Genomic DNA, 12,756 nt, shown 5'->3' with positions numbered 1-12,756 from the left:
TGACAGCTGGCAGTAGCTCAACGAACATTGAGTCAATGGACGCTGAGTGGTCTTCGGAGCTGGTGGCGCGGGCGACCGTGCACGCCGCGTTGGGGGAGCCGGCGCGGTTGGCGATCGTGGATCGGTTGCTGTTGGGGGACGCGTCGCCGGGTGAGGTGGGGCGGGGGGTGGGGATGGCGAGCAATCTGGTGGCCCACCACGTGAAGCTGCTCGTCCAAGCGGGTCTTGTCGAGCGGGCGCGGTCGGAGGGGGATGCGAGGCGCCTGTACCTGCGGCTTCGTCCTGCGGCCTTGGCGGGGCTGGTGCCATCCGGGACGCGGCAGGCGCGGCGGGTGGTGTTTGTGTGTACGCACAACTCGGCCCGGTCGCAGCTGGCGGCGGCGTTGTGGAGCAAGCGCAGCAGCCTGCCCGCGGCGTCGGCGGGCACCCACCCGGCGGACGAGGTGCACCCCTTGGCGGTCGCGGCGGCCAAGGCCCACGGCTTGTCCCTGGGTCGAGCCCGCCCGCACCACCTCGACGACGTCGTGCAGCCGGATGATCTCGTGGTGGCGGTGTGCGACAACGCCCACGAAGAGCTGCCCGCCACCGACCGGCTCCATTGGTCCATCCCCGATCCGGCCGCCGTGAACACCCCGGAAGCCTTCACCACCACCTACCAAGACCTCTCCGACCGCATCTCCCGCCTCGCCCCAGCCGTCCACACAGGACCGCGATGAGAAGGGCGTTGGTCGCGGAGTTCCTGGGCAGCCTGCTGCTCGCCGCGCTGGTCGTCGGTTCGGGTATCGCCGCCCAGCGGCTCTCGCCCGACGACGTCGGCTTGCAGTTGCTGGAGAACGCCGCCGCGACCGCAGTGGGGTTGTACGCACTGATCCTGGTCTTCAGTCCGGTCAGTGGCGCGCACTTCAATCCGATTGTGTCCCTTGTGGATGCTGCACTCGGAGGGATTACCTGGCGCCACTTCGCGCTCTATGTACCCACCCAAGTGGTCGGATGTGTGACCGGCGCGATCGTGGCCAACGTCCTGTTCGACTCCGCGCCGATCAGCATCTCCACCACCGACCGCGCCACCTGGCCGCATGGGCTCTCCGAGGTCGTCGCGACCCTCGGCCTGCTGCTGGTGATCTTCTCCCTGGCCCGCACCGGCCGCGGTGAGAAGGCCGCGGCCGCCGTCGGCGCGTACATCGGTGCCGCGTACTGGTTCACCAGTTCGACCAGCTTCGCCAACCCCGCCATCACGATCGGCCGCGTGTTCAGCGACAGCTTCGCGGGCGTCGCCCCGTCCGCCGCGCCGCTCTACGTCCTCGCGCAACTCGCCGCCGCGGCCCTCGCCCTGCCGCTGATCCGCCTGCTCTACCCAGCCGTGCTCCACGAGGAGAGGACCGCATGAAGCCCTCGGTGTTGTTCGTGTGCGTGCACAACGCGGGCCGCTCCCAGATGGCCGCCGCCTGGCTGTCCCACCTCGCGGGCGACCGGGTCGAGGTCCGCTCGGCGGGCTCCACCCCCGCCGACCAGGTCAACCCCGCCGTGGTCGAGGCCATGCGCGAGGTCGGCATCGACCTCTCCGCCGAGACCCCCAAACTCCTCACCCACGACGCCGTCGAAGCCGCCGACGTCTGCGTCACCATGGGCTGCGGCGACGCCTGCCCTATCTTCCCCGGTAAGCGCTACCTGGACTGGGCGCTTCCCGATCCCGCAGGCCAGGGCATCGCCGCCGTCCGCCCGATCCGTGATGAGATCAGGGCGCTGGTTGAAGCCCTTATCGCTGACCTCGCCGGTTAGCCCAGCACCATCTGTTGATCTGCGCAGCAACCGCCGCTCTGGGCCGTGTCGGGGGAGTCGAACACGCCCGAGCCACCACACACACCTGTCTCCGGCAGGGTCAGCTCGACCCTGGCGGCGGCTTCGTGGTCCCCAGCGATCTCGGCGACGACACTGCGGACCTGCTCGTAGCCGGTCATCGCCAGGAACGTCGGCGCGCGGCCGTAGCTCTTCATCCCGACGAGGTAGACGTCCGGCTCCGGGTGCCGCAGCTCGGCGGCGCCGTGAGGGTAGACGGTGCCGCACGAGTGGACGTTGGGGTTGATGAGCGGGGCTAGCCTTGACGGCGCCTGCAACACCGGGTCCAGCTCTAGGCGTACCTCCGAGAGCCACGACAGATCCGGTCGGAACCCGGTCAGGGCTACCACCTCGTCCACCGGATCCAGTCGCCGCTGTGACACCAGCACCACGCGGTCCCCGTCCCGCTCCACGGCCTCCGTGCGGAACCCCGTCACCACCTCGACACGTCCCGCGCGAACCGCCTCTTGCGCCTTTAGCCCAAGCGCGCCGCGAGCCGGAAGCTGGTCGGCAGCGCCACCTCCGAACACCACGCCGGTCGTACCGCGACGCAACAACCACGTGACGTGCGTGCTCGGGTGCAGCTCGGTGAGCGCTATCAGGGCGGTCAACGCGGAGTGCCCACTGCCCGCGACCGCGATCCGCTTGCCCGCGTACCGCTCGGGCTCGGCCGCCAGATCCGGGACCCGGTAGATGATCCGGTCACTCGCCGCGTGCTCGCCGATCGCCGGGAGACCGTCGCCACCTAGAGGGTTCGGCGTGCCCCATGTGCCTGAGGCATCGATGACGGCGCGGGCGGTGATCCGCTCGCTAGGGCTAACGTGCACCGTCAACGGCTCACTGTCCCGGCCAGCATCAACGACCCGATCCCGTCCTCGCCGCGCGATCCCGACCACCCGCGCGCCGAACCGCACCCTGTCCCCGAGCGCGGCAGCCAGCGGGACCAGGTACTCCGCCGCCCACTCCGCCCCGGTCGGGTACCCCTCCGGCTGCCGCCACCCGTGACCTGCCAGGAGACGGCGCGCGGCGGGGTCCACCAGTTCCGACCACCGCGAGAACAACCGCACGTGACGCCACTGCGCCACCGCCGCGCCCGCTCCCTCGCCCGCCTCCAGCACGACGGTCGGCAGTCCGCGCTCCACGAGGCGCGCCGCCGCGGCCAGGCCCACCGGGCCCGCGCCCACCACCACTACCGGCAATTCGGACATGGCCACCTCTTTCATCGACGATTGTCTATCCTGTGCACCGGACTGTATAGACACTGGTCGATGAAGGCAACCATCGATGGGTGTCTATACACTGAGCTGGTGACCCTCCTCCCCGAGCAGGACGCCGACACCTACGCCAGCTGGTTCGCCTGCCTCGCCGACCCGACCCGGGTCCGACTCCTGCACGCCGTCGCCGCTGGCACTGTCGCCGTCGGTGCGCCTGGTGAGATCACCGTCGGCGCGCTCGCGGAGGTGGTCGGGGTCACCCAGCCCACCTGTTCCCACCACGTACGCAAGCTCGCCGACGCGGGCTTCCTCCGTCTCCGCCGGGAAGGCACCGCCACGCTGGTGTCGATCAACCCAGCCTGCTGCACCGGCCTCCCGCACGCCGCCGACGCCGTCATGGGCACCATCGTCACCAGCGCCTGCTGCCCGCCGGACCTGCCCGCCGACGTCACCGTCCGCCCGATGACCGACGCCGACTGGCGCGACGTCCGCCGTGTCTACGCCGAGGGCATCGCCACCGGCAACGCCACCTTCGAAACCGAGACCCCCACCCGCCGCACCCTCGACACCAAGTGGCTCCCCGACCACCGCTGGATAGCCGAGATCGACGGCGCCGTCGCAGGCTGGGCCGCCGCCACCCTCGTCTCCACCCGCGCCTGCTACTCCGGAGTCGCCGAGACCTCTGTCTACGTGAGCGAACTCCACCGCGGCCGGGGCGTCGGCAAGACACTCCTCCACCACCAGACCACCGCCGCCGACGCCGCGGGCCTGTGGACCCTGCAAACCGCCATCTTCCCCGAGAACCGCGCCAGCATCGCCCTGCACCACGCCGCGGGCTTCCGCACCGTGGGCGTCCGCGAACGCATAGCCCAACACCACGGCACCTGGCGCAACACAGCTCTCCTCGAACGCCGATCCCCAGACCGCCCTGATTGAGCTCGTCGCCCTGTCGAGCAATGCCCCCGGTTGGCGCACAAGGGAATTGCCGGTTCGGTCTCCCTGCGCGGTAGCGTCCAAGGACTGACCCCCGCGTGTGCTGTTCGGCCGAGTTGGTGATCATCCGCACCCGGTGGAACGAGCCGGGAGGGAGGGTCGTCGCAGTAGGTATGCGTCGACTTCCGCTGGTGCTAGTGGTGGCCTTCATCGTGACCGGGTGTTCGTCGACCGGGGCGCCACCGTCCGCGAAGGACCTGCCCGCCTTGGTGGCGACCGACGAGTGGGCGCAGGAGACCGGGTGGACGCGGTCGACCGCGCCTGCCCGCACGGCTCCGAGCAGGCGGTGGGAGATCAACGGCGACAGCTACTCGGTCGAGGGCGGGGTCATCGTCGTCTCCGCTGGTGGACAGGTGCGGCGGATCGACCCGGCCACCGGGAAGGCGATGTGGGAGGTCACCGTCCCGGGAGCGCCGCCGAAGACCAGCGTGTCCGGCGGCGGCGGGCTCTTCGTCCTGCGCGGTGACAGCTCGGGCGACAGTCCGTTCGCCGTCGTCCTCGATCCCGCTGACGGGCACGAGGTGTGGCGAAACCAGGGCACCGAGGAGATCCGCGGTGTCACGGCGCGCGGCGACCTGCTGATGGTCGAGTTCGCCCACGAGATCCGCGCCCTCGACCGGGCCACCGGCGTCCAGCGCTGGAGGAGTTCCCTGGCGACTTTCGCCTACGAGGAAGCGGTGCAGGTCTACGACGCGAGCACCGTGTCGTTCCTGGACCGCGTGACCGGCAAGCCCCGGTGGTCCGCGCCCGCGTCCGGCCCCGCCGCGGTGAACGTCATGGACGACCTGGTTTTCCTGACCGGCAACGGCGGCGGTGTCGTCCACGACCTGGCCACCGGCGACGAGCGGTGGCGGATCGCCCTGCCCGGGATGTCCGAGCCCTGGATCTCCCCGGTGGACGACACCACCTCCGTGATCTCCACCAACAGGCAGACCGTCGCGGTCGACAAGGCCACCGGCAAGCGGCTGTGGGAGGCGCCGGGCCTCGCCGTGGTCGAGCACGTCGACGGCGTGCCGCGCGTGGTCGTGCGCAGGTCCGTGTCACCGCGCGAGCAGGAGATGATCGTCTACGACGCCCGCACCGGCACACCGGTCGTCCCCGCGACGACCGTGCCGACGGCGGATCGCGCCGTGACCGCGAGCGGCCTGATGTACATGCGCGACTTCATGGACGTCACCGCGGTGCGGGTGCAGGACCTCAAGGTGCAGTGGACGATCAGCGACCGCGACCTGACCATGGCCTACCTGCACCCCATCGACAACGGCTTCGTCGCGTACGTCGACGACGACAAGGGCGCGAGAATCCTGGGCTACGTCGGCTGAACCGGTCTCCCGGCGGCGGTCGCGTCGCTAGGGTGACCGGGTGCGCGGACGAATCTGGTTCCAGGACAACCCATGGCCCGAGGGCCACGCCATCGCGACCTTCGAGTGGACCGCGGGCCTGGACGACAACGGCCACCTGTGGTTCGACCCGGTCCTCATCACCGAGGACTACGACGCGGAGCGGATGCCGGAGGAACCGCCGGACCGCACCAGGGAATGGGACTCGCCGGAGCTGTGGACCAACTACGAGGGCTGCCTGATCGAACCCCTCGACTACCACGCCTTCCTCGCCGCGACCCCCGGCTCGCCGTTCAGCTTCACCGCCACCGAACCGCGAACCCTGACCCTCGACCCCCTCCCCGAACCCCCCGACACCCGCCACGCCTTCCAACTCCAACTCCTCGGCCACGACACCTGCGCCGACCACACCTTCGTCATCACCCGCCAACCCGACGGCCACCACCGCATCGACTGGACCGCCCGCATAGCCCTGGCCTACGCGGGCGAGACCGAGTACCTGCACGCCTTCCGAGCCGAACTCCACGACTGCGCCCCCACCCACATCACCTACCCCGCCGAGATGACCCCGGACCAAGCCCACCACCACCTGACCGACCTCATCGACATCCCCCACCACTTCACCCCAGCCAAAGCAGACGGCCGACCCGTACTCCGCTACACCGGCCCGTAGACCGCACACGCCGAGCACCGGTCACCCTGACGGTGGACTTTCGCTCGGTGGTGGGGGCTGCCGCACTAGCGTGGCGCACGGACCACTGTGGATGTTCCCGGTCCTGGAAGTTGTCTCGTGCTGCTCGCGAGGAAGGCAGTCGGCGTCGTGGCGCTCGTCTGCGTGCTGGTGACAGGGTCAGCGGTCGAGGCCACGGGCGAGCGCTACGAGTGCTTTCAGAAGATCCAGGTCTACAACAGCGCGTCGTTCTTCATGTTCTTCGAAGGCCGGTACGGGCAGACGACCCACGCGGGGACCACCAACTCCAGCGGCGCGTACCTGTTCGGGTCGCACACCACTGACTTCGCCAAGTACAAGGTGGGCACGGGGCACAAGATCTGGCCCAGGGTGCAGGCGCTGGCCGGGCTGCGCAAGAGCGGTCCGAAGGTGCGCTACTGCAAGAACGGCAAGACGGCGCGCTACACGGTCACCGGCACGACGCTGTTCCACTCGGTGTTGCTCGACTGAGGAACACCCGCTGGTGGGCCGGGTTCGCACCCGGCCCACGTCGGGGTCAGTCGAGGGGGACGCAGACGTAGCCGTAGTCGGCCCAGTAGGTGGGGGTGATCTTGTGCCAGGCTATGCCGCAGACCGATGGGGGAGTGTTGCTGCCCCAGTTCTGGTTGAGGGTCACCGTGAAGCCGACGGCGGCGGGGGCGTCCTGGTTGGTGCTGTTGAAGGTGGGGCCGGACAGCTGGAAGTGGCCGTAGAACGGGGTGCAGTTGTTGCCCACGGTGGCCGAGTTCACGTACCAGCTGACCGGGCCCGTGCGGGTGTAGTCGACCGACACCTTCACGCAGCGGTTCGTCCGCTCGGTGGTGGTGGCGCTCGCGTTCGGCGCGCCGATGACCGAGATCGCCGCCACGGACAACACGGCGCACGCGCTCGCCGCGATCTTTCGCATAATGGACACGATTCCACGCCTTTCGATGCGGGGCGGCCGGACGCGTCGAACGCCCAACCGGAATCCCCAACCCGCCTCGCGCCGAATTCGGCGCCCCGATGAGCGTATCCCCGCGATCGGGGACCGTCTCTACTCTTTCCGGGCGCACCTGATCTTCTCAAGGAAGTACGACCACTCGCGCCGGTCAGAATTCCGACCGCTGGTGACCGCGAGGAGTTATCTCCACCGTCGACAGTGTTTGCCGCGGATCAAGTATCGCTCGTGCGTCGAGACATCCGCGCCGGGACATCCGTGTGTCGCCCGTATATCGGGAATCGTATACGAGCCTGCAACGCTGGTCCGCCTTGACTGGGGGCATGAGCTACAGCGACCCAGCACGAACACCGGGTCCGCCGACGCCGGGAATCACCGTCTACGGCTGTGAGCAGGACGAGGCCGACCTGTTCCGCCGGTTGGCGCCCCGCCTGGGTGTCGAGCCGACCATCACCGAGATGGCGGTGTCCGAGGCGTCCGTCGAACTGGCGACCGGAAATCGGTGCGTCAGTGTCGACCACAAGACCCGAATCGCCAATTCCACTGTTCTTGCCCTCAGCCGCGCGGGCGTGGTGTATGTCTCCACGCGCAGCATCGGGTACGACCACATCGACGTGGAGTACGCCGCGAGCGTCGGCATCACGGTGCAGAACGTCGCCTATTCACCGGACGGCGTGGCCGACTACACGGTGATGTTGATGTTGATGGCCGTGCGGAACGCGCGGGCGTCCATCAGGCGCGTGGACGTCCACGACTACCGGCTGACCGGCGTGCGGGGAAAGGAACTGCGCGACCTGACCATTGGCGTGGTCGGCACCGGCCGCATCGGCGCGGCGGTCGTGGACCGGTTGCGCGGCTTCGGCTGCCGCGTGGTGACCCACGACCGATTCCCCAAGGCCGACCACGTTCCGTTGGACGACCTGCTGCGGCTGAGCGACATCGTCACGCTCCACACCCCGCTCACCTCGGACACCCACCACCTCCTTGACCAGCGCCGTGTCGCGCGGATGAAGCCGGGCGCGTTCCTCGTCAACACCGGGCGCGGCTCGCTTGTGGACACAGAGGCCCTCATCGCGGCGCTGGAAAGCGGGCGGCTGGGTGGCGCGGCGTTGGACGTCGTGGAAGGCGAGGAAGGGATCTTCTACGCCGACCGCCGAACCCGGCCCATCGGGAACAAGTCGCTCCTGCGGCTGCACGGGCTGCCGAACGTGCTGATCAGCCCGCACACCGCCTACTACACCGACCGCACCCTGGGCGACATGGTCGAGAACAGCCTCCGCAACTGCGTGACCTTCGAAAGCGAGAACCAGCATGGCTAGGGTGAGGATCGGGATCATCTTCGGGGGCGCAGGCGAGGAGCACCCCGTCTCCGTCAAGTCCGCGCGCGAGGTCGCCGCCAACCTCGACACCGACCGGTACGAGCCGTTCTGGATCGGGATCACCGAGCGCGGCGCCTGGAAACTCTGCGCAGGCCCCGAAACGGGGTGGGAGGACAGCGGTCGACCGGCGGTGCTCTCCCCGGACCGCAGCGTCCACGGCCTGCTCGTCCTCGACCAGGGCAGGCACGAGGCGGTCGGTCTGGACGTCGTGCTGCCCGTCCTGCACGGCAAACTCGGCGAGGACGGTGCGATCCAAGGCCTGCTGGAACTCTCCGGCATCCCGTACGTGGGGTGCGACATCCAGAGTTCCGCGCTGTGCATGGACAAGTCCCTCACCTACGCCGTCGCCAGGAACGCGGGAATCGCCACGCCGACCTTCTGGACCCTCACGGCGAACGAGGACCTCGACCCCGCCCGGCTCGCCTATCCCGTGTTCGTGAAGCCCGCCCGCTCGGGGTCGTCCTTCGGCGTCACCAAGGTTTCCGGCGCGGACGGGCTGGCGGACGCGGTGGCGGTCGCGCGGCTGTACGACTCGAAGGTGCTGATCGAAGAGGCGGTCGTCGGCAGCGAGGTCGGGTGCGCGATCCTGGGCAGCGACCTGGACCTGGTAGCGGGCGAGGTGGACCAGATCGCCCTGTCCCACGGCTTCTTCAAGATCCACCAAGAGGCCGACCCGGAGAGCGGTTCCGAGAACTCGACCATCACCGTCCCCGCGGACATCCCGGCCGAGGCGCGCTCACTCGTCCACGCGACCGCGAAGACCGTGTACCGCGCTCTGGGATGCCGTGGACTGTCGCGAGTGGACATGTTCCTGACCGGCGATGGCAGCGTGGTCCTCAACGAGGTCAACACGTTGCCCGGACTGACCTCGTACAGCCGGTACCCGAGGATGATGGCCGCCGCGGGGCTGTCGCTCGCCGAGGTGATCGACCGGGTCGTGGCGCTGGCGTTGACGGGCAAGGTCCAGTGAGGGACGGCTTCGCCTACGTGGACGACCTCGTCCCCGGCCTTCGCTGGGACGCCAAGTACGCCACCTGGGACAACTTCACCGGCAAACCCGTCGACGGCTACCTGGCCAACCGGATCGTCGGCACGATGGCCCTGTGCGCGGCCCTGCAACGCGCGCGGGACAAGGCCGCGTCCCTCGGCTTCGGCTTGGTGCTCTGGGACGGCTACCGCCCGCAACGCGCCGTGGACAACTTCCTGCTCTGGTCGACCCTGCCCGAGGACGGCCGAACCAAACCACGCCACTACCCGAACATCGACCGCTCCGACATGTTCGAGAACGGTTACGTGGCAACCAAATCCGCCCACACCCGGGGCAGCACCGTCGACCTGACCCTCTACCACCTGCACACGGGCGAACTCGCGGCGATGGGCGGCCACCACGACCTGATGGACCCCATCTCCCACCACGCCGCCCCCGGCATCACGCACCTTGAGGCAACGAACCGCCACCACCTCCACACCATCATGCACTCCACCGGCTTCACCCCCTACCCCTATGAGTGGTGGCACTACACCCTCACCAGCGAACCCCACCCCAACACCTACTTCGACTTCCCCATCACGTGAAGACCGACTCGGACGCGGCCTCGGAGGCAGGAGTAAGTCGCTGGACGGCCGGGCCGGATCGCGGCTAACGTGCGAGATTCCTGTGTCGCGGTGAGGAGTGACCTGTGGCGGTCTTGTCGGCGGTACCAGTTGCCATCGTTCCTTCCGACGACAGGACCTACCCAAGTGGACATTCCGCGTATTCACACCATCCGTGAGAGCAGCCACCGCATCCACAACCCGATCGACGCCACCAAGTTGGCCACGCTGGGTCGCGCGCTGGGCATCGGGCCGGGTGCCACCGCCCTGGACCTGGCCTGCGGGACCGGCGAGATGCTGTGCACCTGGGCCCGTGACCACGGTGTGATCGGCACCGGGGTCGACCTGAGCAGCGTGTTCATCGAGAGGGCACGGGCGCGGGCCACCGAACTGGGCGTCGCCGTCACCTTCCAGCACGGGGACGCGTCCCAGTACGTCGCCCGGGAACGGGTCGATCTCGTCTCCTGCCTCGGGGCCACCTGGATCGGTGGTGGCCTCGAAGGCACCATCGCCCTGCTGGATCGCAGTCTCAAGCCAGGCGGGCTCATGGTGATCGGTGAGCCCTACTGGCTGAGCGATCCCCCCGACGAGGCCGTCGCCGCGTGCCACCTCACGCGCAAGGACGAGTTCGGATCGCTGCCGGACCTGGTCGACCGCTACGACGAGCTCGGCTACGACCTGGTCGAGATGGTCTTGGCCGACAAGGACAGCTGGGACCGCTACGCGGCGGCGCAGTGGCTGAACCTCCGCCGGTGGGCGGACGCCAACCCGGAGGACGACCTGGTTCCCCAGGTGCGGGCGGAGTCGCGCACGGCACCACGCGACCACGTGCGGTACCAGCGTGAATACCTGGGCTGGGGCGCCTTCGCCCTGATGCGGCGGTGAGGACTGGGTGGCGCGCGGTCCGCGCGCCACCCACCTCACGCGGTTCCCGCCGAACTCACGTGCCGGGATGTGGTCGTGCGGCGGGAAGCCGGACGGTGGCGCGGAGGCCGCCCGCTGTGCGGGGGGTGAGCGTGAGGGTTCCGTCGTGCGCGTGGGCGATGCTCTTGACGATGGCCAGGCCCAGCCCCACGCCCGCGTGGTCGGTGTGGAGGCGGCTGGTGGCGCGTTGGAAGGGTTCGGTCAGGGTCGTCACCAGGCGGGGGTTGAGGGGGGTGCCGGTGTTCTCGACGGTGAGGGTGACGGAGTCGGGGGACGTGGTGGTGGTGACCCAGACGGTGCCCTGGGCCGGGAGGTTGTGGACGATCGCGTTGTGCACGAGGTTCGTGGTCATCTGCAGCAGGAGCGCGTGCGAGCCGTCGGCCGTGGCCATGTCGCCGGAGGTTTCCAGGGTCACGCCGCGTTTCTCGGCCAGGGGGAGCAGCGTCTCGGTGGCTTCCTCCGCCGCCAGGGACAGGTCGACGGGTTCGCGGGCGAAGGAGCGCTGGTTGGCGCGGCTGAGCAGGAGCAGCGCCTCGGTGAGGTCGATGGCCCGCGAGTTCACGAAGTGCAGCCGCTCGACGAGTTCACCGGTGTCCCGCTCCAGGTCGGTGCGGGCGACGTCGAGCAGCGCCTGCGTGATGGCCAGCGGGGTGCGCAGTTCGTGGGAGGCGTTGGCCGCGAACCGCTGCTGCTCGGCGTCGTGCGCCTCCAGGCGGGCGAGCATGGTGTCGAACGCGTCGGCGAGTTCGCGGAACTCGTCACCGCGGCCCTCCAACTGGATCCGGTGCGACAGCGACCCGTCGGCGGCCAGCCGGGTGGCGTTCTTGATGCGGGTCAACGGCGCCAGCATGCTGCCCGCCAGGACCCACCCGCCCGCCAGGCCGAACAGCAGCAGGAACGCCAGCATCAGCGCCGCTTTGGGGACGAAGGCCCGCAACAGGTCCGACCGGTTGGGCACGATCAGCGGACCCGGCCACTCCGGCGCGTCGCGCGGCGCGGTGTAGATCACCTCCGGCACGTAGCGCAGCAGGAACACCCACACCACGGCCAGCAGCAGGACCCCGGCCAGCATGATGAACCCGGCGTAGCTGAGGGTGAGCTTGAGGCGGACGCTCAGCCCCGGAGCCCTACCCACGGTCCCCGTCAACGCGGTCGGGCGCCGTGTCGATGCGGTAACCCGCCCCCGCCACGGTCGCGATGATCCACGGCTCCCCGAGGCGTTTGCGCAGCGCCGACACGGTGATGCGCACGGCGTTGGTGAACGGGTCCGCGTTCTCGTCCCACGCCCGCTCCAGGAGTTCCTCGGCGCTCAGGACGCCCCCCTCGGCGGCCACCAACACCTCCAGCACGGCGAACTGCTTGCGGGTCAACGCGACGTAGCGGCCGTCCCGGTACACCTCGCGGCGGAACGGGTCCACCCGCAGACCGGCGATCTCCCGCACGGGTGGCCGGTTGTGCGCGCGCCTGCGGTCGAGCGCCCGGAGCCGCAGCACCAACTCCCGCAGGGCGAACGGCTTGGTGAGGTAGTCGTCGGCGCCGAGTTCGAACCCGCTGGCCTTGTCGTCGAGGCGGTCGGCCGCGGTGAGCATCAGGATCGGCATGCCGCTTCCGGACGCGACGACGCTCTTGGCGATCTCGTCACCGGAGGGCCCGGGGATGTCGCGGTCGAGGACGACGATGTCGTAGGCGTTGACGCTCAACAGTTCCAGCGCGGTGTCGCCGTCTCCGGCGATGTCGGCGGCGATCGCCTCCAGGCGTAGTCCGTCGCGGATGGCCTCCGCCAGGTAGAGCTCGTCCTCGACGACCAGCACACGCATGGCCCGATGCT

General features: G+C 69.4%; 15 protein-coding genes. 11 read left to right on the top strand and 4 right to left on the bottom strand.

The features are described 5' to 3' along the window. Window positions 1-35 precede the first annotated feature (35 nt). Genes BMY07_RS04300 through BMY07_RS04290 form a run of 3 tightly spaced genes read left to right on the top strand, consistent with a single transcriptional unit; the run spans window position 36 to window position 1,779 of the window. Entirely contained in the window at window positions 36-716 is a 681-nt protein-coding gene (locus BMY07_RS04300) for an arsenate reductase/protein-tyrosine-phosphatase family protein (protein WP_092775124.1), read from the top strand. Beyond that, window positions 713-1,387, top strand: a complete 675-nt coding sequence (locus BMY07_RS04295; protein ID WP_092775123.1) for an aquaporin — start codon at window positions 713-715, stop codon at window positions 1,385-1,387. Before BMY07_RS04300 ends, BMY07_RS04295 begins: the two co-directional genes overlap by 4 nt. Further along, window positions 1,384-1,779 carry an arsenate reductase ArsC gene (locus BMY07_RS04290; RefSeq protein ID WP_092775122.1) on the top strand — a complete coding sequence of 132 codons (396 nt, stop codon included), beginning with the start codon at window positions 1,384-1,386 and terminating at the stop codon, window positions 1,777-1,779. The genes BMY07_RS04295 and BMY07_RS04290 overlap by 4 nt, the downstream gene beginning before the upstream one ends. On the opposite strand, the gene BMY07_RS04285 is transcribed toward BMY07_RS04290, so the two are convergent. Beyond that, window positions 1,776-3,044: an NAD(P)-binding domain-containing protein gene (locus tag BMY07_RS04285; protein WP_092775121.1), complete on the bottom strand. Its 1,269-nt coding sequence runs from the start codon at window positions 3,042-3,044 to the stop codon at window positions 1,776-1,778. The two genes, BMY07_RS04290 and BMY07_RS04285, sit on opposite strands and share 4 nt — an antisense overlap. A 60-nt stretch (window positions 3,045-3,104) precedes the next feature. Here BMY07_RS04285 and BMY07_RS04280 point away from each other — a divergent pair, with 60 nt between their 5' ends. The 4 genes from BMY07_RS04280 to BMY07_RS04265 all read left to right on the top strand — a co-directional run bounded on the left by BMY07_RS04280 (window position 3,105) and on the right by BMY07_RS04265 (window position 6,563). Further along, complete coding sequence (locus BMY07_RS04280) at window positions 3,105-3,986, top strand: helix-turn-helix domain-containing GNAT family N-acetyltransferase (protein ID WP_092775120.1); 882 nt, start codon at window positions 3,105-3,107, stop codon at window positions 3,984-3,986. A gap of 197 nt (window positions 3,987-4,183) precedes the next feature. Then, the gene (locus BMY07_RS04275; protein WP_177215431.1) at window positions 4,184-5,365 is read left to right on the top strand and encodes an outer membrane protein assembly factor BamB family protein; all 1,182 of its coding nucleotides are present in this window, start codon (window positions 4,184-4,186) and stop codon (window positions 5,363-5,365) included. Window positions 5,366-5,405: 40 nt separating this feature from the next. Further along, on the top strand, window positions 5,406-6,056 hold the full coding sequence (locus BMY07_RS04270) for a hypothetical protein (protein WP_092775118.1): 651 nt from the start codon (window positions 5,406-5,408) through the stop codon (window positions 6,054-6,056). Window positions 6,057-6,173: 117 nt separating this feature from the next. Further along, window positions 6,174-6,563, top strand: coding sequence for a hypothetical protein (locus BMY07_RS04265; protein WP_092775117.1), 390 nt, complete (start codon window positions 6,174-6,176; stop codon window positions 6,561-6,563). A 46-nt stretch (window positions 6,564-6,609) separates the two neighbouring features. Here BMY07_RS04265 and BMY07_RS04260 read toward each other — a convergent pair whose 3' ends face one another. Further along, on the bottom strand, window positions 6,610-7,008 hold the full coding sequence (locus BMY07_RS04260; protein WP_143073343.1) for a hypothetical protein: 399 nt from the start codon (window positions 7,006-7,008) through the stop codon (window positions 6,610-6,612). Window positions 7,009-7,355: 347 nt separating this feature from the next. Here BMY07_RS04260 and BMY07_RS04255 point away from each other — a divergent pair, with 347 nt between their 5' ends. The 4 genes from BMY07_RS04255 (at window position 7,356) to BMY07_RS04240 (ending at window position 10,889) form a co-directional block, all read left to right on the top strand. Then, a complete protein-coding gene (locus tag BMY07_RS04255; protein ID WP_092775115.1) occupies window positions 7,356-8,351 on the top strand; it encodes a D-isomer specific 2-hydroxyacid dehydrogenase family protein in 996 nt (331 codons plus the stop codon). Next, on the top strand, window positions 8,344-9,381 hold the full coding sequence (vanA, locus tag BMY07_RS04250; RefSeq protein WP_092775114.1) for a D-alanine--(R)-lactate ligase: 1,038 nt from the start codon (window positions 8,344-8,346) through the stop codon (window positions 9,379-9,381). Before BMY07_RS04255 ends, vanA begins: the two co-directional genes overlap by 8 nt. Beyond that, complete coding sequence (gene vanX / locus BMY07_RS04245; protein WP_092775113.1) at window positions 9,378-9,986, top strand: D-Ala-D-Ala dipeptidase VanX; 609 nt, start codon at window positions 9,378-9,380, stop codon at window positions 9,984-9,986. Before vanA ends, vanX begins: the two co-directional genes overlap by 4 nt. Before the next feature lie 165 nt (window positions 9,987-10,151). Further along, a complete protein-coding gene (locus tag BMY07_RS04240) occupies window positions 10,152-10,889 on the top strand; it encodes an SAM-dependent methyltransferase (RefSeq protein WP_092775112.1) in 738 nt (245 codons plus the stop codon). Window positions 10,890-10,944: 55 nt separating this feature from the next. On the opposite strand, the gene BMY07_RS04235 is transcribed toward BMY07_RS04240, so the two are convergent. Further along, entirely contained in the window at window positions 10,945-12,063 is a 1,119-nt protein-coding gene (locus BMY07_RS04235) for a sensor histidine kinase (protein WP_092775111.1), read from the bottom strand. Further along, window positions 12,056-12,745 (bottom strand): response regulator transcription factor, encoded by a 690-nt coding sequence (locus BMY07_RS04230; protein ID WP_092775110.1) that lies wholly within the window; start codon window positions 12,743-12,745, stop codon window positions 12,056-12,058. Before BMY07_RS04230 ends, BMY07_RS04235 begins: the two co-directional genes overlap by 8 nt. Between the last annotated feature and the right edge of the window lie 11 nt (window positions 12,746-12,756).

Origin of the sequence: Actinokineospora terrae (assembly GCF_900111175.1) — a bacterium.
Lineage (GTDB): Bacteria > Actinomycetota > Actinomycetes > Mycobacteriales > Pseudonocardiaceae > Actinokineospora > Actinokineospora terrae.
This window is presented reverse-complemented; position numbering and strand designations above follow the sequence as displayed.

What these genes read in the sequence shown, in the direction of transcription:
- BMY07_RS04300 (WP_092775124.1), top strand. Translation starts at nt 36, where the DNA reads ATGGACGCTGAGTGGTCTTCGGAGCTGGTGGCGCGGGCGACCGTGCAC.
- BMY07_RS04290 (WP_092775122.1), top strand. Translation starts at nt 1,384, where the DNA reads ATGAAGCCCTCGGTGTTGTTCGTGTGCGTGCACAACGCGGGCCGCTCC.
- BMY07_RS04230 (WP_092775110.1), bottom strand. Translation starts at nt 12,745, where the DNA reads ATGCGTGTGCTGGTCGTCGAGGACGAGCTCTACCTGGCGGAGGCCATC.
- vanA (WP_092775114.1), top strand. Translation starts at nt 8,344, where the DNA reads ATGGCTAGGGTGAGGATCGGGATCATCTTCGGGGGCGCAGGCGAGGAG.
- BMY07_RS04285 (WP_092775121.1), bottom strand. Translation starts at nt 3,044, where the DNA reads ATGTCCGAATTGCCGGTAGTGGTGGTGGGCGCGGGCCCGGTGGGCCTG.
- BMY07_RS04295 (WP_092775123.1), top strand. Translation starts at nt 713, where the DNA reads ATGAGAAGGGCGTTGGTCGCGGAGTTCCTGGGCAGCCTGCTGCTCGCC.
- BMY07_RS04280 (WP_092775120.1), top strand. Translation starts at nt 3,105, where the DNA reads ATGAAGGCAACCATCGATGGGTGTCTATACACTGAGCTGGTGACCCTC.
- BMY07_RS04255 (WP_092775115.1), top strand. Translation starts at nt 7,356, where the DNA reads ATGAGCTACAGCGACCCAGCACGAACACCGGGTCCGCCGACGCCGGGA.